General features: G+C 34.1%; 19 protein-coding genes. 7 read left to right on the forward strand and 12 right to left on the reverse strand.

All coding sequences use genetic code 11. The features are described 5' to 3' along the window. Positions 1–3 precede the first annotated feature (3 nt). From CGC48_RS09545 to CGC48_RS09560, 4 genes are all read right to left on the reverse strand, one after another. Positions 4–612: a superoxide dismutase gene (locus CGC48_RS09545; protein WP_098029381.1), complete on the reverse strand. Its 609-nt coding sequence runs from the start codon at positions 610–612 to the stop codon at positions 4–6. Between the two features lie 43 nt (positions 613–655). Beyond that, positions 656–2,935, reverse strand: coding sequence for a DUF5682 family protein (locus CGC48_RS09550; RefSeq protein ID WP_098029382.1), 2,280 nt, complete (start codon positions 2,933–2,935; stop codon positions 656–658). Positions 2,936–3,011: 76 nt separating this feature from the next. Continuing rightward, entirely contained in the window at positions 3,012–4,109 is a 1,098-nt protein-coding gene (locus CGC48_RS09555) for an ATP-binding protein (protein ID WP_098029383.1), read from the reverse strand. Positions 4,110–4,124: 15 nt separating this feature from the next. Then, positions 4,125–5,666, reverse strand: coding sequence for a sulfatase (locus CGC48_RS09560; protein WP_098029384.1), 1,542 nt, complete (start codon positions 5,664–5,666; stop codon positions 4,125–4,127). An 81-nt stretch (positions 5,667–5,747) separates the two neighbouring features. Between CGC48_RS09560 and CGC48_RS09565 the strand changes: the two genes are divergently transcribed. Next, on the forward strand, positions 5,748–6,332 hold the full coding sequence (locus tag CGC48_RS09565; protein WP_098029385.1) for an acyl carrier protein phosphodiesterase: 585 nt from the start codon (positions 5,748–5,750) through the stop codon (positions 6,330–6,332). 58 nt (positions 6,333–6,390) lie between these two features. On the opposite strand, the gene CGC48_RS09570 is transcribed toward CGC48_RS09565, so the two are convergent. From CGC48_RS09570 to CGC48_RS09585, 4 genes are all read right to left on the reverse strand, one after another. Further along, entirely contained in the window at positions 6,391–8,193 is a 1,803-nt protein-coding gene (locus CGC48_RS09570; protein WP_098029386.1) for a HEAT repeat domain-containing protein, read from the reverse strand. 17 nt (positions 8,194–8,210) lie between these two features. Next, positions 8,211–9,656, reverse strand: a complete 1,446-nt coding sequence (locus tag CGC48_RS09575) for a hypothetical protein (RefSeq protein WP_098029387.1) — start codon at positions 9,654–9,656, stop codon at positions 8,211–8,213. A gap of 70 nt (positions 9,657–9,726) precedes the next feature. Continuing rightward, positions 9,727–10,899: a TlpA family protein disulfide reductase gene (locus tag CGC48_RS09580; protein WP_098029388.1), complete on the reverse strand. Its 1,173-nt coding sequence runs from the start codon at positions 10,897–10,899 to the stop codon at positions 9,727–9,729. Positions 10,900–10,920: 21 nt separating this feature from the next. Then, entirely contained in the window at positions 10,921–11,373 is a 453-nt protein-coding gene (locus tag CGC48_RS09585; RefSeq protein ID WP_098029389.1) for an energy transducer TonB, read from the reverse strand. 202 nt (positions 11,374–11,575) lie between these two features. Here CGC48_RS09585 and CGC48_RS09590 point away from each other — a divergent pair, with 202 nt between their 5' ends. Continuing rightward, entirely contained in the window at positions 11,576–12,772 is a 1,197-nt protein-coding gene (locus tag CGC48_RS09590; RefSeq protein ID WP_098029390.1) for an aspartate aminotransferase family protein, read from the forward strand. Between the two features lie 82 nt (positions 12,773–12,854). Here CGC48_RS09590 and CGC48_RS09595 read toward each other — a convergent pair whose 3' ends face one another. Further along, a complete protein-coding gene (locus tag CGC48_RS09595) occupies positions 12,855–13,760 on the reverse strand; it encodes an AraC family transcriptional regulator (protein ID WP_098029391.1) in 906 nt (301 codons plus the stop codon). A gap of 192 nt (positions 13,761–13,952) precedes the next feature. Between CGC48_RS09595 and hemA the strand changes: the two genes are divergently transcribed. Together hemA and hemC are read left to right on the forward strand one after the other, a co-directional pair. Further along, entirely contained in the window at positions 13,953–15,203 is a 1,251-nt protein-coding gene (gene hemA, locus CGC48_RS09600) for a glutamyl-tRNA reductase (RefSeq protein WP_026193776.1), read from the forward strand. A 12-nt stretch (positions 15,204–15,215) separates the two neighbouring features. Then, a complete protein-coding gene (gene hemC / locus CGC48_RS09605; RefSeq protein ID WP_098029392.1) occupies positions 15,216–16,130 on the forward strand; it encodes a hydroxymethylbilane synthase in 915 nt (304 codons plus the stop codon). A gap of 62 nt (positions 16,131–16,192) precedes the next feature. On the opposite strand, the gene CGC48_RS09610 is transcribed toward hemC, so the two are convergent. Both CGC48_RS09610 and CGC48_RS09615 read right to left on the reverse strand, forming a co-directional pair. Continuing rightward, positions 16,193–17,155 carry an electron transfer flavoprotein subunit alpha/FixB family protein gene (locus CGC48_RS09610; protein WP_098029393.1) on the reverse strand — a complete coding sequence of 321 codons (963 nt, stop codon included), beginning with the start codon at positions 17,153–17,155 and terminating at the stop codon, positions 16,193–16,195. A gap of 56 nt (positions 17,156–17,211) precedes the next feature. Continuing rightward, the gene (locus CGC48_RS09615; protein ID WP_098029394.1) at positions 17,212–17,958 is read right to left on the reverse strand and encodes an electron transfer flavoprotein subunit beta/FixA family protein; all 747 of its coding nucleotides are present in this window, start codon (positions 17,956–17,958) and stop codon (positions 17,212–17,214) included. A gap of 258 nt (positions 17,959–18,216) precedes the next feature. Between CGC48_RS09615 and CGC48_RS09620 the strand changes: the two genes are divergently transcribed. Beyond that, positions 18,217–19,227, forward strand: coding sequence for a helix-turn-helix transcriptional regulator (locus CGC48_RS09620; RefSeq protein ID WP_098029395.1), 1,011 nt, complete (start codon positions 18,217–18,219; stop codon positions 19,225–19,227). Between the two features lie 80 nt (positions 19,228–19,307). Here the strand turns inward: CGC48_RS09620 and CGC48_RS09625 are convergent, their stop codons facing one another. After that, positions 19,308–20,270 carry a KpsF/GutQ family sugar-phosphate isomerase gene (locus CGC48_RS09625; RefSeq protein WP_098029822.1) on the reverse strand — a complete coding sequence of 321 codons (963 nt, stop codon included), beginning with the start codon at positions 20,268–20,270 and terminating at the stop codon, positions 19,308–19,310. A gap of 87 nt (positions 20,271–20,357) precedes the next feature. Between CGC48_RS09625 and recQ the strand changes: the two genes are divergently transcribed. Further along, the gene (gene recQ / locus CGC48_RS09630) at positions 20,358–22,547 is read left to right on the forward strand and encodes a DNA helicase RecQ (protein WP_098029396.1); all 2,190 of its coding nucleotides are present in this window, start codon (positions 20,358–20,360) and stop codon (positions 22,545–22,547) included. Between the two features lie 268 nt (positions 22,548–22,815). After that, positions 22,816–23,184, forward strand: a complete 369-nt coding sequence (locus CGC48_RS09635; protein WP_098029397.1) for a PUR family DNA/RNA-binding protein — start codon at positions 22,816–22,818, stop codon at positions 23,182–23,184. Positions 23,185–23,237 lie beyond the last annotated feature (53 nt).

A 23,237-nucleotide genomic window follows, 5' to 3' on the forward strand; every position in this document is an offset into this window, starting at 1 on the left:
AAATTACTTGTGTTTAGCGAATAATTCAGCTACTTTTTCCCAATTAATTACATTAAAGAATGCTTGGATATAGTCAGGACGACGATTTTGGTAATTCAGATAATAGGCGTGTTCCCAAACATCTAATCCAAGAATTGGCTTTCCTCCACAACCTGTGTCAGGCATCAAAGGATTATCCTGATTTGGGGTAGAACAAACCTCCAATTTCCCACCTTTGTGTACACAAAGCCAAGCCCATCCCGAACCAAAACGAGTAGCAGCCGCTTTGGCAAATTCTTCTTTAAAAGCATCAAAACTTCCAAATTTTTCGTCAATGGCTTTAGCTAAATCTCCTGTTGGTTTTCCGCCTCCACTAGGGGACATTACTTCCCAAAATAGATTATGATTATAAAAACCACCTCCATTGTTGCGCACGGCTCCGTTACTCATATCCAAATTTTTAAGGATTTCCTCAATGGTTTTTCCTTCCAAATTGGTGCCTGTAATAGCTGTGTTTAAATTAGTTGTATAAGCATTATGATGCTTAGTATGATGGATTTCCATTGTACGAGCATCGATATGAGGCTCTAAAGCATCATAAGCATAAGGTAATTTCGGTAATGTAAATGACATAGTCTTAATTTTTTAGGTTAAAGCACAAATATAAGGAAAAAAATTAAAAATCAAAGTCGAAGTCGTTTAAAGCCTCTAACTTCGAGGTTTCATCTTCCGTTAATTCAGCTTGTAGAGTTTCGGCTGTTGCTTCAGAACCAGTCCCCCAGAGGTCACCCAGTAACTCTGCGATGCTATTTTTTTGATTAGGTTCAAAGTCGGCAAAAGCTCTACGAAGAAATACCGCTGAACGGAGAAATTCATCATCGTCTAATTGCTGTATGTACAAATCGAGTTCTTTCCAAAGTGATATTCTTGAAAGAAGAGCATAACGATTTCTGCCCGAAAGCCCTTCGAACCAACTTGCTCCCAAATCAGCAGGGACTCCAATGGACAGTCTTCGTGAAACTTCCTTTGCACAATCCTCCTCTGAAACTATATTGTGTTCCAATAAGATAGAAAAAGCAACTCCCGAAAGCCGAGTATTTAAATCATCTCTCCAAGCAAGATGTGAAAGTTCTTTTTGCCAAGTTTCAACATCTACTAAATCGTATTGTTGTTGTGAAATGAGCTCCATCGTGTTAATTGCTTGTGCTACATTTTTTGATGCTTTTTCATCACAAGATGAAGCGTCTACTAACAAAAGAGAAGCTCTTAGAAATAATTGTTGCAGTACAGGTTTCAACGGTTCTAAGTCAAATTGCCGAAGGTCGTCATATTGTATTAGTATGGCTAATTCGTGTGCAGCATTTGCAACTTCTGTAAAGCTGTTCGAATCAATGAGTAAATGTTGAAGTGTGCTGAGAGCGTTTTCAAATAAATTTGTAAGATGACACTCACACGCCTGTCGAACAATGGAAGCCACAGTTGAGATATCTTCTGATTCGTTTAGTAGTTCCTTAAGATGAAAAGCTGTTGCAATTTCAATAGTTTCTCCTTTTAAATTGGCCTCAACAATTTGGATTTCCACTTCAGGAGACCATTGTAATGTCCACTTTTCAGCCCAAGTCGCACTATCTTGCGATGTTTTTTGTTTTTCTGCAAAAAGAATTCCCAAAACACTTAAACGATGCAAAAAAATAGAACGATTAAGGTCGATAAAAGCCGCTTCTTTGGTTTTCACTTTCAGATTTTCTCGAAGATCGAGCACCAATTCCTGAGCAACGGCTGATTTATATTGTGTTAGTTTTAGACGTTTTAATTCTTGATTTACATTCTCTTGCACAGGAGTTTGACCAACACCTTCAGGCAAACTTCCGATGGCTGTCCCAATATCAACCCTATTGATGGCTTCTGCAACAGAAAATAATTCTCCTGCTCCAAAACACGTAGTTACAGCATCGTGCAAGTCTTTCAGAACGGGCATTGTACCACCACGCATTGAAGTTAAGGCATTCGCCAAACGAATGGCTTCGATTACACTTGCTGATGAGGCATTATCTCCTTTTTTTCGTAATTCTGAGGCTACTTTAGAAAGATAAATAGCGGACAAATTGCTTAATTCTCCATTTTGCATTGCCTGCCACATTAATTCAAAGTAGTGTGGAGCCTTATTTCCTGCTCCGTATCCCGTTCGGCTACTCAAACGCAAGTAGGAGTAGGGCATAAGGGTAATTTTTGAATTAGCTCGAGGTAGTTTTTTGAGTTCTTCATCGGTCATAGCAGGTAAATTGCTACGGATACCAGCCAAATGATACGCTCCGACAATTACTGCAATTTCTTCAGGTTTGTAATGAATTAGTGCTTTTTGAATTTCTCGTTTCATATAGGATTCCCGAATCATATTGTAGGAAAAATCATAAGGAACCGACTCGTATTCTTTTTCCATGACAAGCTCCCTGATTTGTTCAGATTGATAGTCCAATCCTTGACGAAAAATATCTTCATTTAGGTTGTGTTCAAAATTTCGTTCCCAATAACTTTCATAGTCTGTTTCTTCATATTTTTCAGCAAGTTGGTCGTATAATTTGTTGTGAAAAGAGTAATAATCAGCAGCTTTCTCATCATTTTTTTCGTAAGTACGCTCTTGTTGAAGTTTTAGCATAATTTCCGAAGGCAAATCAATGAAACGAACATCAATTTTTCTTTTTACTCCCCAACAGATTGCTTGATACTCTGGAGAATAACTTGCAAAAGGATATAAAACAGTTTCAATAGGTAGTTCCGTAGTATATCCCAGCATCGCAATAGGAGGCTTTACGTCTTTTTGAGCGATATGTGTAATGAGGGCTGTAGCATCAGAAGGACCTTCAATCAAAATGCATTTTGGTTTGTGTTTTTCCAAAAATTTCAGAAGATGGAAAGAAGCTCCAGGTGATAAATGACGAACTCCAAAAGTATTCATATTGAATTACTTATTATAATTTGTGATTGAAAAATTATCTTGTGAATACAAAATTCTTTAAAAGAAAGTGATTTTTTTATCCATTGATTTCAGTACAATGATTGTAAAGTTCTCGCCACGAAGCTCCTCGTTTTTTCATTACATTTTCGAGATATTCTTTCCAGACGAGTTTGTCTTTATCTTCATCTTTTACGATAGCTCCCTGCAGTCCTGAAGCTAAATCTTCATCTGTTACTGAGCCATTTCCAAAACTTCCTGCAAGAGCCATACTATTGGTGATGAGCGATATGGCTTCTGCTGTGGAAATAACGCCACTTGGAGATTTTAATTTTTGTTTTTCATCAAGAGTCATTCCTTTTCGCAATTCTCTGAAGATAGTAACAATTTTTTCAATGGCTTCATTGGTTGGCAAACTTGCTTTTAACTGATAATTATTAGAAATTTCTGCAACACGTTTTGTAACAATAGATACTTCGGTTTCGAGCGTTGCTGGAGAAGGTAACACAATGATATTGAAACGTCTTTTCAAGGCAGATGACATTTCATTTACGCCTCTGTCACGTGTGTTTGCTGTTGCTATGATAGAAAATCCACGTTGTGCAGAGAGTTCTGTTCCAAGTTCGGGAATTGCAATTGTTTTTTCGGACATAATTGAAATTAAAGCGTCTTGCACCTCTGATGCACATCGCGAAATTTCTTCGAATCGGGCTACGGAACCTGTTTCCATCGCCTTGTAAATAGGACTTTTTATAAGTGCTTCGTTAGAAGGACCATTTGCCAGTAACATTGCATAATTCCACGAATAGCGAATATGCTCCTCACTAGTCCCAGCTGTACCCTGAATTACTTTGTTGGAGTCACCACAGATTGCAGCAGTAAGATTCTCAGAGAGCCACGATTTGGCTGTTCCAGGTTCACCAATAAGCAAAAGGGAGCGGTCAGTAAGTAAGGTAGCAATGGCAATTTCAACCAAGCGATTATGACCAATGTACTTAGGAGTGATGTCTACACCATTTGCTTTTCCTCCGATTATAAATTTTAGTACTGCTTTGGGTGAAAGCTGCCAACCTAAGGGCTTTTCTTCGTTTTTATCTTCTATTTTGAGTGCTTCCAATTCGTGAGCGTATAGCAATTCGGCAGGAAGCCGTAGCACATTTTCTTTCTTATCTGACATATGAATAATTATTTTTTAGTTGATTGATTTAACTTCATCAGGAAAAGGAACTTGTTTCCCAGTTTTCTTATTAATAGGCATTTGTGCATCTACATTTCGTAAATAATCTGAAAGAATTTTTGATAATTCTTTTGTTTTTTCAGGATTTTTGACTGAAATATCATTCTTCTCTCCGATATCAGTAGCTAAATTATAAAGCATTTTCTGTTGTGTGTTATGATAATAGATAAGCTTGTAATCACCCTCACGTACAGCACTTGAAGGAGCAATTGAAAGCTCCATATTGGTATCGAACCATTTGTTAGGCAGATGCCAAAATAAGGGTTTGTTACTAAGAGTTTTAGGTTCTTTTTCAGATAAAATAGGTAACAAACTCTTTCCGTCAATTTTTTGAATTGTTTTGTAATCGTATATTTTTGCGATTTCCAAAATCGTAGGAAAAAGGTCTTCTATAATTACATTTTCGTGAGAAGTTTTGATTCTTATTTCTCCATTCTGTGAAGAAATAATTAAAGGAATTCGTATTCCTCCCTCACGAAGCGTTCCCTTTCCACTGGATAGAGGAGCATTACAACTATTTGGGGGAAGTCCTCTGGCTAGAATATCTAACCCTCCGTTGTCTGAAAGAAAAATAATGATTGTATTTTTATCAAGTTTATTCTTTTCTAAATAATTCATTAAATCGCCGAGACTTTTGTCTACTCCCTCAATTAAAGTTGCATATTGAGCTTCAGTAAGATGCATTTTTTTGTCGAGATATTTCTGCAAAAAACGTTTGTCGCCCATAATAGGTACGTGAACGGCATAATGCGATAAGTGAAGGAAAAAAGGTTTGTCTTTAGGACGTTTGTCCAGAGCCTTTAGAGCTTTTTGAGTGAGGGCTTCTGTTATGAAAATGTCTTTTCCGTAGAATTCTTGAAGTCCTGGAACAGCAAAGTAACTTGATTTATATGGAATATTACCGAAATTGGATTCTCCTTCGTATGATTGCAATCCTCCAGCAGCGTGTCCAGCGATATTCACATCAAATCCGATATTTAGAGGGTCAGCCCCAGGAGTTCCCATTGATGCAAAATGAGCTTTACCAACGTGAATGGTATGATAATTAGCTTGTTGTAAAATTTCAGGAAGTGATGTTGCGTAAAATGTATTTGGGATGTTAGGCTCTGTGGCAAATCCGTTTATATTCCAATTAGGAAATTGTAGGTCTTCGTCCTTTGCGTCAGTGGATTTGTTATATTCTAACGTCCAGTTAGTTACCCGATGACGAGCCATATTGCTTCCCGTTAAAAGGCTAATTCGTGAAGGAGAACAAATAGGCGTAGCGTATGCTTGTGTAAATTTAACTCCTTGATTTGCTAATCGTTCCATATTTGGAGTATGGTATGTATTGTTCAAAGAAGTTTTTTCTTTTGCAAAAGGTACAGAAGTATCTTGCCATCCCATATCATCTACAATAAAAAGAACAATATTTGGAGGTTGTTGTTTGTGCGTAAAATTTTCCTTAGCGGCAGAGCAACCCAAAAGTACAAAGCATAAAAGGAAAAGCCAACGCATAATGAAATCGATTAAAAAGTGTATGTTTGTTTTGCAAAAGTACATTTTTATTTAATTTTGCCTATATAAACTTTTCAGAAATTGAATTTTTTAGCACACATTTATTTATCGGGAAATGACGATTTACTAAAGATAGGAAACTTCATTGCTGATACCATCAGAGGAAAGCAATATTTGGAATACCCAGAAATGATGCAAAAAGGCATTTTACTTCATCGGAAAATTGATACTTTTACAGATGAACATCTCATTTTCAGAAGAAGTAAAAAACGTTTGATTGCTGAGTTTGGGCATTATTCTGGGGTGATTGTTGATATTTTTTACGATTATTTTTTAGCTAAGAATTGGCAAAAATATTCCGAAGAGCCTTTAAATGAGTATGTTCAGGATTTTTATATGTTGTTGCAGCAGCATAAACATTTGCTTAACGAACGTGCTAACTATTTGATTTTTTATATGATAAAGGAAAATTGGTTGGAAAGTTACCAAACTTTGGAAGGGATCGAAAAAATATTCTATCAGATGGATAGACGTACCGACTTCCGTTCCAAAATGCGACTTGCTCCACAATTTTTACAAAATAATGAAACCGATTTTGAACAAGATTTTTTTCAGTTCTTTTCGGATATTTCAAAGGAAATCAATGTTTTATTAACCGATAAGTAAAGAATCTTGAAAAGAAGAAAAAGTCAAATTGGAATTCCAATTTGGCTTTTTTCATTATCTATTTTTGATTTTCAATTTCTTCTGCAATTTCGTTATATACTTCCATTTTTGTTTTCTCGTACAAATTCCTGAATTTCTCGGCGTATTCTTTCGGAAATTGAGTCCAAAAACCAACGTCTTTTATTCTGGAAAAAGCGTAAACGTAAGTATTTTTTGGCACTTTTTCAATAGAATCATAAATCATTTTGAATTTATCTTTAAAATCTTGTTCCATTATGATTTCATACAATGGGACTCGTGCATCGTGTGGCACTTTTGGGAGTACAATTTCAATCAAATCACGCATTTTTTCTTTATCATACTCCATTTTATTAACAATAAAAAGAGCTTGGAGATATGAATAATCCCATTTTTTGATATTTTTAATGTAATTTGAAAAGATTTCTATCCATCTTGGGTCTGTTTTATCTGTGTAAACTTCCAATTCGTTGTAGCCAAAGTTTGCATTATTTGTGAAAAGTCCGTAGAGGTTGCTCATTGAAATGCTCTTTTCAAATTGCGGACTGAATATATCAAAAATCTTTTCTTTTGTATAGAAATTTACAGCCTTACTGAAATAATTATACCAAGCCGAATAATACCAATTCTTTGAAGGTAGATTATTGATATTTCTTTCATAGAAGCTGAGTACTCTGTAAGTATCAAATGTATTAAGAGCTTCAATGATTTTCGAGCGAATTGTGTCATCATAATGATGTAATTTCGCTTTTTTGATAAGCTCTGTGTAAGTTTTATCAGTAAAAATACGCTCAAAGAAGTCATAAACTTCAGGATAATCCTTATTTTTGAATAGTTCCATATCTGTACAGAATCTATCCATTGCATTATCAAGCGCTTTTTTATCGGATTTGTCTATATTTAGTAACTCTTCAAAGTGAATTAACACCAAATTATAAGTTTGTTTGAAGAAAAACGGAATTTTTCCAATAGCAAGAGCTTCTGCCAAAAGTGTTTGATTGGTTTTATTCTTGTTATTGGCGTACAGATTGTATAATTTTTCCAAACTTGAATGCGTACCAATTTTTGCCAATGCACGATAAGCGGCACCTCTGATAGTTTTATTTTTATCGCTTGTCAGATTTGTTATAAATTCCTCATTTTTAGAATCATTACTCAAGATGTTAATCGCTTCTGATTGTAGGTTTGGCAAGTTTTCCTCGAAAATCTTTTCAATTATCATAGCGATTTGGTCATATCCAAAGTGATTTAACAATCGTAGGCGACGTACGTTTTCTGTTTTGTCTTCATATTTGAAACCTTCTACCAAAAAAGGAATAATTGCTTTGCCAACAGACGGAATAATTGTATTTTCGATGTAGTCACATAAATTGGAATATTTATCAGCCAATGCAATATTCAAATAAGGAAACGTGCGTGAATCTTTGAAGATGTTACGTTCAAAAGCATCTGTCAGAATTTCCAAACGACCTGAATTACTTGTGGTTAAAGCCTGAATAACAGGTTTTAATTGTAGGTAAGAGAATTCTGTATTGATTTGTGAAAGAGGAATATTTGGAATTTGCTCTTTTTGTGTTTTATTAGCCTCAATAGTCTGTCCCTGAGTGTATAAGATAGAATACAAAAGTGTTGAAATTTCCATCAATTTTTCTGCCGATTGTTGGCTATCTGTTTGGAGGAGCTGTTCAATATCCTTTGCTAATTTGGTAAACACAGGAGCTTTTTCTCCTAATTTGTTGAGTGTTGGTATGTGCTTTTGCAAACGAGGGTCTGCTTTTGCAAATTTGCTTCCCGCGATGAATAGTCGATTGATTTCCTGTTGTAAATTGTATAATATTTCCATTGTTTCATTTTTTGAGTTTAGTATAACAATCGGATAATTTTATCATTCGTTATTAATGCCATTGGTTGTGCTGAAAGTAGTCCGCTTTGCACATCATTGTTCATCATAATTGTAAGAGCAAAACCTTCTGTATTTGAGGGCAAAATGGCTTTCAGATTTGTTGCTGATGATATTTTTTGATTTTCAATATCTTTGATTGTTAGTTTGTTGCCTATTTTGTCTTCTACAACTAAATTTTCTCCATTCAGATAACATTTGCTTATAGAAATTAATGTTACGGGGTGTTTGTCCATTAACGGATTTTTTATTGTGTTTTTCACTGACTTAATCATATCAGCGTAGTTTTCAGAGGATAACGATACGATAGTTTTAAGGTCTTCGGTTGTTATTTTTCTTTCTGTAACTCCGTCATTTTCCCAGCGAATACGCGGATTTTGATCACCTGGATAAATGTATAAATCTCTGATTTGTAACACATCAAACTGGCTATTATCTTCTTTGATATATTTTGAAGCCTTGTACGGACGATAATTTTTCGTTTTATATATTTTTCCTGTTTTCAAATTTAGCCAAATACCTTCGTCAACGTACTCTCGTCTGGCTTCGTTGTCATAACTATTGAAAGAAAGTTGCACTAACTGAGCATTTTCCTCGTACAATCCGTATTGCATCAATTCCACCAGTTTCCAAACATACCCAATTTGCTCCTCAATGGCAGAGTCCAATTCAGGGTTTCCTTCAGGATTTTCTTTTCGTTTGTTGAGATAATCGGTAGCCTTTTTCAGAAGAGCGAACAAATAATTTATTTGATTTACTACCGATGTATATTCCTCATTAACAATATTTTCTAATTCTAAAAGTAAATCATTGAAAGCCGATTGAATGCCTCCGATATAGTAGTTACCAAGCTCTTTTATTTGAGTTTGTAAGGTGCGGTGTAATTTTGCATCAATTGATGAGAGCCCTGTTTGAACGATATCTTTTAGTATTTTTTGTCCTAATTGAATGCCTGTGAGTTGTGTATCTATCTTCTTTATGATAGAGTTTTTGTTGATTTTCTTTGGTTTTTCGGCTTTTTCTTTGATAGATTCTTTCTCTTGAGCTTTCTTTTCTTGTTTTTTTTCTATTTTTTCTCGTTTTGAAAGAATATCTTCAGGAATTTCAGCAGAAACAAACGCTTTATTATCTGATTCATAGCAATAAAGCAACCCGATGGTGTGTTTGCAAGGAAATTGCCTACTAGGGCAATTACAACGAAATACAGGATTGTTAGCATCAATATAATCTGCTGAACAATAATACGGATTTTTTCCGCTTCCTGCACATTCTCCCCAAATTAGGTTCTTTTCTACTGAAATTTTCAGGTTCGAAAATTTATTCTTTTTTGCCAAATCTCGCCCCTTTTTGGCTGCTTCAGCATTAGGAGCAAGTTCTTCTATTTTTTTCTGTGTAATTTCCATAATTTATGTCGAATTACGATAGTGTTTATTATTTATAAATTTAGTTAGAAATATTGAATTTTATTAAAAATAATTACAATAAATGCTCAGACAATACACGCTCAAGCCTTTGGGTATCTGAGTATGTTCTGAAAAGAATTTTTCCTTCAGGTGAAATCAGTGTGAGTATTGGAAACATTCGTAATCGGTAAACTTCAAGTGCTTTTAAATTTTTTTCATCATCGGTAAAAACCAAATTCCAAGGTTTGTTAAAAGGAGGATCAAGGTATTTTTCTTTCATACCTTCTTCTTTAAAAAAATCAGCTTGCTGTTCTAAAAGTGTTTCTTTTGGTGATGGTGTGATTGAAAGTATGTCTAATTGTTTGGTATATTTTTCATAAATTGCGTCTATTTTGGGGCGTGTGGATATACAAGCCCCACACAGTGGAGCCCAATAGTACATAAGCAGATATTTCCCTTTGTAATCCGAAAGAGAAACTTTTTTCCCAGTTGAGGAAGTTAATGCAAATTTTGGAGCTTGTACACCAGCACTCACTTTTTGTTCTTTTTTTAGAATCTGTGCAAAAAGCTTTCCGTAGTACGAAGATTTTGCTTTGGGATGCAACTGCTGGTAATGTGAATTTCCTTGCTGGTAATTCCAAGAATAACTAACACTTAAATACATAAGTACGGCAAACTCATCATCTTTAACGTTTTTAGCAATGGAATCCATCAAGTTGTGATAGCTAAAATCATTTTGTAATTTGCTGTATTCTTCGTATAACCTATTAGCTGTTTCATCATCATTATTTTTGATTGCCTCTTTTATTTTCTTTAAAACATTATCTTCTTTGTATCCCTTCAAGAAGAAAAGATTAGCTAATCGAGCATACAGAGGACTATCGTAAACACCTCCTTTAATTGAAGAATGAGCTTCTTTTTCCTTTGTTAAGGAAATAGTATCTCCAGGCTTTGCAAAAAAAGAAAAACTATGACTTTCGTTGTCGTTTTTTGATGAAAAAGTCAATCCGTAATATTGCGAGTGCTTTGTAGGAATTGTAAAAGAGAATGTATTTTCTTGATTAGAGATGAGCGTTCTGTGTTCATCTTCTTTTTCGAATTCGGATATTGTAATAGGATAAAGTGACAGAGTATCACCTTTTTGGAGATTTTCAATTTTCCCTTTCAACACAAAAGAATTTTTGTTTTGAGCAAAAGCTCCAAAGCTTAATAAGGTAATGATAATCAGTAAAAAATAATTTTTCATACGTGATATGTTTAATTTAAATTACAGCTTGAAAATAATGGGATATGTAAAAGTCAAAGGTACGTTTTTTCCGTCTTGTTTTGCAGGAATTAACTTAGGGATATAGGAAAAAATCCGACGTGCCTCATATTCAAATACTTTGTGGCGAGTATAGACGTGAAGAATGGTAATGCTTCCGTCTGTGTTGATGCGAAAAGTTACATTTACACGCCCCTGAATTTTTGCTTCAAGAGCTTCTTTAGGATATTTGAAGTAAAATTCAACAGTTTTGTCCAAATTTCTTTTGAAACACTGTACTTCTTCATTCTTTGGGATATTTTTACAAGAAGGAAATAGAACAAAACTATCCAAAGGTCTTGTTTCATCATAAACTTTTTCTTCCTTTTCTTTCGATGCTAAAGCTGACGTTTCCTGAGTGTACAATTCTTGAAATGAGGTAATTAATAAAGCAACAATGTACAAAAAAATTTTCATAAACACATGGTATTAATTATTAAATAAATAACTTTATCGCTTGAGCAAAGTTAATAATTTTTTACAAAATTAATAAAAAAGAAGACCAAAACTTCAGCTAAATAAATTTTCGATGTTACAAATGATAAAAGATAAAAAATCAATTCTGATTTGTAGTTTTTTTACTAATAGACTAATTTTGCTTTTTGAAAAAAGGAAATCTATGACACAAAAAAGTGATTTTTTAAAATATCAGGCTCAAACCTCACCTTCACCGATGTTGCTGGAAGTTTCTCACGCTAGTGGTAGTTACATTTATACTACAGATGGAAAAAAATATCTTGATTTTGTGGCGGGAGTTTCGGCGTGTACACTTGGGCATTGTCACCCTAAAGTAGTAAAAGCTATTCAAAATCAGGTAGAAACCTATATGCACGTGATGGTTTATGGAGAATATGTTCAGAAACCTGCGGTAGATTTTTGTAAGTTATTAGCTGAAAATCTACCTGAAAATCTGGATACTACATATTTAGTGAATTCAGGAACAGAAGCCATTGAAGGTTCGGTGAAATTGGCAAAACGAGCCACTGGACGCACACAAATAATAGCAGCAAAAAATGCTTATCACGGCAATACGCAAGGCTCAATGAGCTTGATGGGATATGAGGAGCGTAAACAGCCCTTTCGTCCGCTTATTCCTGATGTAGATTTTATTGAATTTAATAACGAAGTTGATATCCAGAAAATTACGCATCGTACAGCAGGTGTGGTTTTGGAGAGCATTCAGGGAGGAGCTGGATTTATTGAACCGCAGAACGATTATCTTTTAAAAGTCAAAAAACGATGTGAGGAAGTTGGAGCATTGCTCATCATTGATGAAATTCAGCCTGGATTCGGAAGAACAGGAAAACTATTTGGTTTTCAGAATTATGGTTTTGTGCCAGATATCATTGCAATCGGAAAAGGAATGGCAAGTGGAATGCCTGTGGGAGCTTTTATTTCATCACATAAATTGATGAAATTGCTTTCTCACTCTCCAAAATTAGGACATATCACAACTTTTGGAGGAAATCCTGTAATCGCTGCAGCGTCGTTGGCAACTTTGCAGGAACTTTTATCTACCAATTTGATGGAACAAACATTAGAGAAAGAAAAATTATTCCGAAAGTATCTGCAACATCCACTTATTGAGAGTATTAACGGAAAGGGATTGATGTTAGCTGTTATCGTAAAATCGGCAGAAATTGCTAATCACGTTGTACTTTACTCTCAAGATAAAGGTCTGATTGTGTATTGGTTACTTTTTGAAACACGTGCCGTTCGTCTATCACCACCATTAACTTTAAGTGAAGAAGAAATTAAAGAAGGCTGTGATATTATCATTGAAGCTTTGAATGATTGGCAAAGTAACAACTCATAAATATCTGATTAATAACAAAAAAGATTGAAGTTGATATACAAACTTCAATCTTTTGTTTTTTTTGAGTAATTTTCTATCAAAATTATCTTTCGGTTTTCATCAAGTATTTTTTTGGAGTAATTCCATACTTTTTTTTGAAAGCAGCAATAAAATGACTTGGTGTGCTGTATCCTACTTTTGTGCTTACTTCATTGATATTCAGTTCTTTGCTTTCTAACATTTTTCTAGCAACTTCCATTTTGTAATCAAACAAAAAGGCATAAACAGAGTCGCCATAAATTTGTTTAAAACCTTCTTTCAGTTTCTTGATGTTTAATCCTATTTCATTAGCCAGTTCTTGTAAACTTGGTGGTTCAGCCATTCTATTGATAATTATCTCTTTAGCTCGATGGATTTTTGAAATACTTTCTTCATCAGCCAAAAAAGGACATTGTTCAATATCAGCTTCATTGGAACGATTGAAATAGAGGGCTAACAGCTCATATACCTTGGCTTTTATGTAAAGAGGTTGCAAGTTTTTTTGAAAATTTGCACGTAACATCTGATGCAAAACCACCATCATTGCAGGTGAAATGCTATCTTCATTGTAGTATTTTTTGTCTTTGTTTTCCAAACTCAAAAAATCAATGTATCCAGCTTCATTTGAAAATAAGGAATGGAATTTATGAATTGAAATTAAAAGAGATGCAGTTTGTGATTTTGGAGTCGTGATTTGATGCAAAGGAAGAGCTCTTTGAGGGTTGTAGAGTAACAACATTCGCTCGGTATTTAGTGGTATTTTATAATGTCCTTCGTTGAATAAGAATTGCGATAATCCCTTGACATTGAAGTGTATTTGAATATAATTTTGATTAATGTCTTTTTTTAATTCAAAATTTTCCTGAGTGTCATTTTCCGTTTTGATGAAGATAATATCCTTATCAATGATGAGTACATCTGAGGGACTTTCTGCGGTATTTTTTGAAAATAAAAGCTCTAAATTTTCCATATAAATTTATTTAGATTTATTCTATATTTCATTGTGTGTTTTTTGCGTATTCTTCTGATAATTATGAAGATATGTGCAAATATAAAACAAAAAAATGAAAGACAAACACAAGACGACAAAAAAAGTTCTTTTAGCGTTATTTTTATTTTCCGTATGTCATTATTTTTGCCATTGAAAACGGGAAAAATAGTTATGAATCAGTACAGTGTTTCTAAAAATAAAAGTTTCTATTGCATCGGGTTAAGTTATAAAAAAGCTGACGCTTCAATGCGTGGATTATTTAGCTTATCTGCTGAAAATAAGGAACTTCTATTGGATAAGGCAAAAAACGAAAACATTGAGGAACTTTTGGTTATCTCAACTTGTAATCGTACTGAGTTGTATGGATATGCCGAACATCCTTTCCAATTGATTCAGTTACTTTGTGAGTTTTCGAATGGTTCAGTTGATGATTTCCAAAATGTAGGCTTTGTATTTAAAAACAGAGATGCAGTACAGCATTTGTTTCAGGTAGGAACAGGGTTGGATAGCCAAATATTGGGTGATTTTGAGATTATAGGTCAAATAAAGCAAAGTTTTTCACTTTCAAGAAAGAAAGGATTGGCCAATTCTTTTTTGGAGCGTCTTCTCAATAGCGTGATTAATGCCAGTAAACGAATTAAAAATGAAACAATGCTTTCCTCTGGTGCGGCTTCTGTCTCTTTTGCTGCCGTTCAGTATATTTTAAGGAATGTTCCTGATGTTTCAAATAAGAATATATTGCTTTTTGGAGTGGGTAAAATTGGTAGAAATACGTGTGAGAATCTAATAAAACATACTCATAATAAGCATATTACACTTATAAATAGAACTAAAGAAAAAGCCGAACAATTGGCAGGAAAATTTGATTTGCTTGTAAAAAGTTACGATGATTTAAAGTCCGAAATCGAGAAAACTGATGTACTTGTAGTTGCTACAGGAGCACCACAACCCACTGTTTATAAAGAACTTATTCCCGAAGATAAAGAAATACTTATTTTAGATTTATCCGTTCCTAAAAATGTAAATGAAGATGTCGAGGGAATTTCAGGGGTAACTTTGGTTCATATGGATGCTCTTTCAAAACTTACAGATGAGGCTCTTGAGCGAAGGAAAGAAGCCATACCCGATGCTCTAAATATTATTGAGGAGGTAAAATCTGAGTTTTTCCAATGGCTTGATGGCAGAAAGTTTGCACCAACTATTCAGGCTTTAAAGTCGAAACTGGAAAGTTTAAAATTGGCAGAGTTGGATTTTCAACGCAAAAAAATTCAGAATTTTGATGAGCAACAAGCTGAGATAATTAGTAGTCGTATTATTCAAAAGATAACTACACATTTTGTAAACCATTTAAAAGATTCACAGGCTTCAGAAGAAAGTATTAATTGGATGCAACAAGTGTTTCAATTAGAGGTGGTTGAATAAAAAAATAATAGAATGACAAAAGTAATCCGTATTGGAACTCGTGATAGTGAGCTTGCCCTTTGGCAGGCTCATACTGTTAAAAATAAATTGGAAAATTTAGGATATCAGACGGAAATAATTTCGGTGAAATCTGATGGCGATTTGGTGTTGGATAAGCCCTTGTATGAAATGGGAATTACGGGAATTTTTACCAAAACCTTGGATGTCGCAATGATAACCGGAAAAGTTGATATTGCTGTACATAGTATGAAAGACGTACCAACTTCATTACCAATGGGAATTGTGCAAAAAGCTGTTTTAAAACGTGCTAATGTTCACGATATTTTGGTATATAAAGATAATTTAGATTTTCTGCAAACAGAAGCAATAATTGCCACTGGAAGCCTACGTAGAAAGGCTCAGTGGTTACATAAATTTCCAGAGCATAAAGTAGAAAATTTGAGAGGAAATGTAAATACTCGCCTACAGAAACTACACGAAAATGATTGGAACGGAGCTATTTTTGCCGCGGCAGGATTAGAACGAATTGATAAAAAACCTCAAAATAACATTGTTTTAGATTGGATGATTCCAGCTCCAGCACAGGGGGCTATGGTTGTGGTTGTGAATGAAAAAGATGCTTTTTCTTGTGAAGCAGTTTCTAAATTAAACGACTTGCATACAGATATTTGCACACATATAGAACGAGAATTTTTGAAAACACTCGAAGGAGGATGTACAGCTCCAATTGGTGCATTTGCTCAAATTAAGGAAGGTGAAATCTTGTTTGAGGGAGCCTTATTTTCGTTAGATGGAAGAAAAAAAGTGTATATTTCTGAAAAAACAAATGAGAATAACTTTGAAGAGTTTGGTAAAAAATGTGCTGAAAAAGTTCTTAATTCGGGAGGCAAAGAAATAATGCAGGAACTATCTAATAAAGGTTTGTAATAGTGAAATATATAAAAAAAACTCGCAAAGAAATTGCGAGTTTTTTTATTATAACGAATTGATTATTCTTCCTTAAAGGCTTTTAATTTTTGAATTAATTTTGGAACTACTTCAAAAGCATCTCCAACTATACCGTAATCGGCAGCTTTGAAAAAAGGAGCGTTTTCATCAGTATTGATAACGACTTTTACCTTTGAAGCGTTCACACCTGCTAAATGTTGTATAGCTCCTGAAATTCCGATGGCAATGTACAAATTGGCAGCAATTGGTTTTCCTGTTTGTCCCACGTGTTCTTCGTGAGGTCGCCAATCCATATCAGCAACAGGTTTTGAACAAGCGGTTGCAGCTCCCAGAACTTCAGCTAATTCCTCAATCATTCCCCAGTTTTCAGGTCCTTTTAATCCTCTTCCTCCTGAAACAACAATAGATGCATCATCTAAGGAAACTTTCCCGCTATTTTTTTCAACACCATTTATCGTAATATTGAAATCATTTTCTGTCAATGAAGGAGAAAAATCTTCTACAGAAATAGTTACAGGATTTTCTTTTAGTCCGTAAGCGTTTCCAGCCAAACTAATTACTTTTTTAGCCGTAGTGATTTTTGTCGCTCCAATGGCTTTGTTAGAGAAAATATTACTTCGTACGATAAAATTATCAACATCTTCAGGAAGTGAAATCACATTTGAGATATAACCTGCTTTAAGTGCAACAGCTAAAAAGGGGGCTATTGATTTTGAATTTGAAGAAGAACTCAGCACAATAATTTGGCTATTCTCTTTTTCTGCAACTTGTTTTAAAACAGATGAATAGGCTTTTGAGGAAAAGTGATTTAATTTTTCATCTTTAATGCGTATTACTTTATCCACGCCATAATTTCCTAAAAGAGCTGTATCGTCAGTATTTACCACAACGGCTGTGACAGATGTACTTTGTTTATCAGCAATGGCTTTCGCGTATGAAGCTACCTCAAAGGCAGATTTTTTTAACTTTCCGTTTTCGGAATCGGCATATATTAATATTGACATTTTCTTACTTTTTTAGTTTTTAAATTTTAATATTCTGTAAGTCAATCTGATTGAGGTTATATTACTTTTGCTTCGTTATGCAGAAGATTGATTAACTCATCTAAATTGTCAGGAGAAATCATTTTCACAGGTTGCTTCGCTGGAAGTTTTTCAAAACCAATCGTTTCAGTTTTATTATCAGAATTTTCTGGTTCTAAAATTGTGATTTGCTTAGTTCGGGCAGCCATAAGATTTCTCATATTCGGGATACGCAAATCCTTATCTTGTACTAAACCTTTTTGTCCTGCAATAACAATAGGAAGTTGTGTAGAGATTTTTTCTTTTCCACCATCAATTTCACGTTCAGCAGATACTGAATTTCCATCAATTTCTAAATTGATACATTTGTTAATAAAAGGATAATCCAGAAGTGCTGCAACCATTCCTCCAACCATTCCTCCATTGTAGTCGATAGATTCTTTTCCTGTGATAATCAAGTCATAATTACCTTCTTTGGCAATTTTAGCTATTTGTGAGGCTACAAAAAATCCGTCAGAAGCAACAGTATTGATACGTATAATATCATCAGCACCAAGGGCAAAAGCTTTTCGTAAGGTTGGCTCCGTTTCAGCAGTTCCTACATTGATTAGGGTGATAGATGCTCCGAATTTTTCTTTTAAAATAATGGCTTTGGTAAGTCCGTATTCATCGTTAGGGTTTATGATGAACTGAACACCATTGGAATCAAACTTGCGATTTTCGTCAGTGAAATTTATTTTTGAAGTAGTGTCAGGGACGCTACTTATGCATACTAATATCTTCATAATACTCAAGTAAATTAAATTGAAATACGACAAAGGTCATAAAAAAATAGATATTACACAAGTATTTTCGGTAAGAAAAAGGTTTTCAGACTTGTTTACTCTTGGGATTTTTTGTAGTTGATTTGTGTATTTATTTGCTTTTCGCGTTCTTTGTGAGAAAAATACAGATAATATTTACAAAATCAGTTTGTTTAGTTTCTGAATTTTAAATTCATATATTCTGTATTGTTGGTGTTTTTGTTTAAAAATCAGTTAGTTATGGCTACTAATAAGAATGCACTTATCCGATATAAAACTATTGATGAATGTTTGAGAAATACTGGAAGACGTTGGACTTTGGAGGATTTGATTAATGCCTGTTCTGATGCCCTTTATGAGTATGAAGGTAAAGATGATATGGTGAGCAAACGTACAATTCAGTTGGATATTCAAAATATGAGAAGCGATAAAATGGGATATAATGCTCCTATTGAAGTGTTTGAAAATAAGTATTATAGATATTCCGACCCAGATTATAGCATCAAGAACACTCCAATATCGCAGAATGATATCAAATTGATGGGAGATGCGATACAATTGTTGAAAGAATTTAAAGATTTTTCTTTCTTTAAAGATATGAACGGAATTATTCATCGTTTGGAAGATTCTGTTTTTGGGAAAGACAGCCAAAATTCTACAATAATTCATTTGGATAAGAATGAACTTTTGAAAGGGTTGGAGTACATTGACCCTATTTATAGAGCTATACAACGAAAGAAAGTATTAGAGGTTGATTATAAGTCATTTAAATCTCGGAGAGTAAATGTTTTAGAAGTACACCCACAATTTCTTAAGGAATTTAACAATCGTTGGTTTGTAGTTTGTCACCATAAAACGACATTACTTACATTGGCTTTAGATCGAATAGAAAACTTAAAAGAGATTGATACTAAGTATGTTAGTAGAAATCTCAATCCTGATGAATATTTCAAAGATATTGTGGGAGTGACAGTTTCAGAGGGAAATCCAGTGGAGGAGGTTGTCTTTTTTATAGATAAAGAAAATGCAAACTACGTCAAAACCAAGCCCTTCCACCATTCACAAATTGTTTTAGAAGAGAAGGAAAACGGAACGATATTTAAAATTAAAGTTCGTCATAATTTTGAGTTGGAACGTTTGTTTTTAGGATTCGGAAATTCAATAGAAGTGATTAGCCCTCGTAGATTTCGTCGAAAAATACTTTCTGTTTTGAAAAAAGCAATTGAAAATTATTCTTCTGAAAATCAGTGAATTGTTTTTGTAAACGAAAAATTCCCATACAAAAATAGACTACAATTTCTGTATGAGAATTCTTAAGATTTCTAAAGAAGTTAAATTAAACCTTCTTGTACCAAATTATGCAGATGGATTACACCTATGTATGTATTGTTCTCAGTAACCAATAGTTGGGTGATTTTGTTTGCTTCCATAACATCAAGAGCATCAATAGCTAAGGTGTTCGCTTCAATCGTTTTGGGATTTGCAGTCATAATATCTTTTGCCGTTAGCCCTGTTATGGTATCAGTTTTGCTCAGCATTCTTCGTATATCTCCATCTGTAACCACACCGATGATATCTTGCCCATCAACTACAGCGGTGGCTCCGAGCATTTTTTCTGAAATCTCTACAATTACTTTTTTGATGTCAGTTTCAGGTGAAACTTGTGGTTTTTGGTTATTTGCTACGATGTCTGATACTTTCAAATATAAACGCTTACCTAAAGCTCCGCCAGGGTGATATTTCGCAAAATCACTACTTCCAAATTGCTTCATTTCTAATAGACATATTGCCAGAGCATCTCCTAAAACTAATTGAGCTGTGGTACTTGTGGTAGGAGCTAAGTTGTTTGGACAAGCTTCTTTTTCAACGTGAGCGTACAAAACGCAATCTGCTTGTTGTCCCAAAACTGAATTTTTATTTGATGTGATAGCAATTAACTTATTATTGCCTCTTTTTAGCAGAGGAACGAGTACTTTTATTTCAGGAGTATTTCCACTTTTTGAAATACAAATGACAACATCATCTTTTTGAATGATTCCCAAATCGCCGTGAATGGCATCAGCTGCGTGCATAAAGATGGCAGGAGTACCCGTTGAGTTCATTGTAGCTACAATTTTACTGGCAATAATAGCACTTTTCCCAATTCCAGTGATAACAACTCTTCCTTGTGAATTTAGTATATAATTAACTGATTTTGTAAAATTATCATCTATAAAATCGATTAATTTTAAGATTGCTTTCGATTCTTCCTCAACTGTTTTTTTGGCAATTTCTATGATTTTTTTAGCTTCCATCAATTTTTTTACTTTTTTTATTGTCAATTAAAAAAAATGTTATACTTTTATGTTCGCAAAGTTAGATAAAATATAGATATAATTTAGATGGAAACGGCTAAAAATGATTTACAGAATGCTTTGAAGCACTACTTCGGTTTTGATAGCTTTAAGGGGCATCAACAGGAAATTATACAAAGCGTTATCAAAGGAAAAGATACATTTGTTATTATGCCAACAGGAGGAGGAAAATCGTTATGTTATCAGCTTCCTGCATTGGTTCTGAAAGGCACGGCTATTGTTATATCTCCACTGATTGCACTGATGAAAAATCAGGTAGATGCAATGCGTGGGATTTCATCAACAGATAGTGTTGCACACGTTTTAAATTCATCACTTACCAAAAGCGAGATTCGTGAGGTAATGGATGACATTAGTAATGAAAAAACAAAATTATTATATGTAGCACCTGAATCTTTGATTAAAGATGAATATGCTAACTTTTTGAAAACAATTCCTATATCGTTCGTAGCTGTTGATGAAGCACATTGTATTTCGGAGTGGGGGCACGATTTCCGTCCGGAATATCGTAATATACGAACCATTATCGACCGATTGGGAGAAGATATTCCTGTTGTTGCGTTAACTGCAACAGCCACACCAAAGGTTCAGGAGGATATTCTAAAAAATTTAGGAATGTCCGATGCGAATGTTTTTAAATCTTCATTTAATCGTCCTAATCTATATTATGAAGTACGTCCGAAAACGAAAAATGTAGATGCTGATATCATTCGTTTTGTGAAGCAAAATAGCAAAAAATCTGGGATTATTTATTGTTTAAGTCGAAAAAAAGTAGAGGAACTTGCTCAAACACTGCAAGTTAATGGAATAACAGCAGTTCCATATCACGCAGGTTTGGACGCTAAAACTCGAGCCAAACATCAAGATATGTTTCTTATGGAAGAGGTTGATGTAGTTGTTGCTACGATTGCCTTTGGTATGGGAATTGACAAGCCCGATGTACGATTCGTAATTCATCACGATATTCCAAAAAGTATTGAAAGTTACTATCAGGAAACAGGACGTGCGGGACGTGATGGAGGAGAAGGGCATTGTTTGGCTTTCTACTCTTACAAAGATGTGGAGAAACTGGAGAAATTTATGGTTGGAAAGCCCATTGCTGAGCAAGAAATTGGTCAAGCTTTATTGCAGGATATCGTTGCATATGCTGAAACTTCAAGTTCCCGTCGTAAATTTATACTACATTATTTTGGAGAAGAATTTGATGAAGTAAATGGTGAAGGTGCTGATATGGACGATAATGTCCGACATCCCAAAACTAAAATTGAAGCTAAAGATGATGTTGTTAAGTTGTTGAATGTCATAATATCTACTAAGCAGAAATTTAAAGCAAAAGAGATTGTAAATACGTTGGTAGGAAAAGTAACAGCCCTGATAAAGTCACACAAAATTGATGAACAGCCTTTCTTTGGTATTGGTAAAGAAAAAGACGATTTGTACTGGATGGCATTGCTTCGTCAAGTTATGGTTAATGGGTTGATTCGTAAGGATATAGAAACCTATGGGGTGATGTTTATTACGGATAAAGGACGTAAGTTTCTTGAAAACGTGACATCGTTTATGATGACCGAAGACCACGTTTATGAAGAAGATGTTGAAGATATGAACACTTCAGGGGGAGGTGTTGCCGATGAAGTCCTTTTAGGAATGCTAAAAGATTTACGAAAAAAAGTTGCAAAGAAAAAAGGTGTTCCCCCGTTTGTTGTTTTTCAAGATCCTTCTTTGGAGGATATGGCTTTGAAATATCCTATTACAATTTCGGAACTTACGAATGTTCACGGAGTTGGGGAAGGAAAAGCTAAAAAATACGGAAGTGAATTTATTGAATTGATAGGCAGATATGTAGAGGAAAATGATATTCTTCGTGCTGAAGATTTGATAGTGAAAACAACAGGTTCCAATTCTTCATTGAAATTATATATTATTCAGAATGTAGACAGAAAATTACCTCTACCAGACATTGCCAAAGCCAAAGGTTTGGAAATGGATGAGTTTTTGAAAGAATTGGAACAAATTGTTTATAGCGGTACAAGATTGGATATCAGTTACTATATAGATGAAATTTTTGATGAAGAGCAACAAGAGGAACTCCACGACTATTTTATGGAGGCTGAAACAGACAAAATTTCGGTAGCCTCTAAAGAATTTGATGGAGATTATGAAGATGACGAGCTTCGTATGTATCGTATCAAATTTATCAGTGAAGTGGCTAATTAGTTTATTTTTAGTTGTTTGATGAATTTTGATTGTATTTCTAAAAGAAAATAACAAACTATATTTATAAAAAGGAGTTAAATTTTAAGAAGAAAGATTATTTGTATTTGTGATAACAACCCCTACAAGATAGTATAATTTTTAAAAATTAGCTCAATAAAATAGTGTTAAAAAATAAAAAAAGTTTTTTAATAGTTGTGTAAGTGATATTTTTTTTAGACTTTTGTGGCAACAATGTTAACATATAAATACTAACAAAAAATAAGATTTTATGGAAGAGAAAGAGTTTTTAGACAATGAAGAAATCTTCTCAAAAGTTCTGAGAGCAGGTAGAAGAACTTATTTTTTTGATGTGAGAGCTACACGTGCGAAAGATTATTATCTTACGATAACGGAAAGTAAAAAATTCACTCACGAAGATGGGTCGTTCCATTACAAAAAACATAAAATTTACTTATACAAAGAAGATTTTGAATTGTTTAAGGAAATTTTGAATGAGATGACTAACTATGTTTTCGAAGAAAAGGGAGAGGAAGTTATCTCGGAACGCCATCAAAAAGATTTTAAAAAGACTTTTCATAAAGAAGAAATAGGAGTTGGAGGCTCATTCAAAAACTTCAATTTTGAAGATATAAATTAAAAGTTTTTTGTCTTTTTAATGATTTTTGTAAAGGAGAATTTTTCGCTGAGAGA

The sequence above is a fragment of the Capnocytophaga cynodegmi genome (assembly GCF_002302475.1).
Taxonomy (GTDB): Bacteria; Bacteroidota; Bacteroidia; order Flavobacteriales; family Flavobacteriaceae; genus Capnocytophaga; species Capnocytophaga cynodegmi.

Bases quoted from the DNA above. Each gene is read 5' to 3' on its own strand.
- hemA (WP_026193776.1), top strand. From the start codon at position 13,953: ATGAATCAGTACAGTGTTTCTAAAAATAAAAGTTTCTATTGCATCGGG.
- CGC48_RS09620 (WP_098029395.1), top strand. From the start codon at position 18,217: ATGGCTACTAATAAGAATGCACTTATCCGATATAAAACTATTGATGAA.
- CGC48_RS09595 (WP_098029391.1), bottom strand. From the start codon at position 13,760: ATGGAAAATTTAGAGCTTTTATTTTCAAAAAATACCGCAGAAAGTCCC.
- CGC48_RS09545 (WP_098029381.1), bottom strand. From the start codon at position 612: ATGTCATTTACATTACCGAAATTACCTTATGCTTATGATGCTTTAGAG.
- recQ (WP_098029396.1), top strand. From the start codon at position 20,358: ATGGAAACGGCTAAAAATGATTTACAGAATGCTTTGAAGCACTACTTC.
- CGC48_RS09615 (WP_098029394.1), bottom strand. From the start codon at position 17,958: ATGAAGATATTAGTATGCATAAGTAGCGTCCCTGACACTACTTCAAAA.
- CGC48_RS09610 (WP_098029393.1), bottom strand. From the start codon at position 17,155: ATGTCAATATTAATATATGCCGATTCCGAAAACGGAAAGTTAAAAAAA.
- CGC48_RS09560 (WP_098029384.1), bottom strand. From the start codon at position 5,666: ATGCGTTGGCTTTTCCTTTTATGCTTTGTACTTTTGGGTTGCTCTGCC.
- CGC48_RS09590 (WP_098029390.1), top strand. From the start codon at position 11,576: ATGACACAAAAAAGTGATTTTTTAAAATATCAGGCTCAAACCTCACCT.
- CGC48_RS09635 (WP_098029397.1), top strand. From the start codon at position 22,816: ATGGAAGAGAAAGAGTTTTTAGACAATGAAGAAATCTTCTCAAAAGTT.
- CGC48_RS09570 (WP_098029386.1), bottom strand. From the start codon at position 8,193: ATGGAAATATTATACAATTTACAACAGGAAATCAATCGACTATTCATC.
- CGC48_RS09550 (WP_098029382.1), bottom strand. From the start codon at position 2,935: ATGAATACTTTTGGAGTTCGTCATTTATCACCTGGAGCTTCTTTCCAT.
- CGC48_RS09555 (WP_098029383.1), bottom strand. From the start codon at position 4,109: ATGTCAGATAAGAAAGAAAATGTGCTACGGCTTCCTGCCGAATTGCTA.
- CGC48_RS09625 (WP_098029822.1), bottom strand. From the start codon at position 20,270: ATGGAAGCTAAAAAAATCATAGAAATTGCCAAAAAAACAGTTGAGGAA.
- CGC48_RS09580 (WP_098029388.1), bottom strand. From the start codon at position 10,899: ATGAAAAATTATTTTTTACTGATTATCATTACCTTATTAAGCTTTGGA.
- CGC48_RS09585 (WP_098029389.1), bottom strand. From the start codon at position 11,373: ATGAAAATTTTTTTGTACATTGTTGCTTTATTAATTACCTCATTTCAA.
- hemC (WP_098029392.1), top strand. From the start codon at position 15,216: ATGACAAAAGTAATCCGTATTGGAACTCGTGATAGTGAGCTTGCCCTT.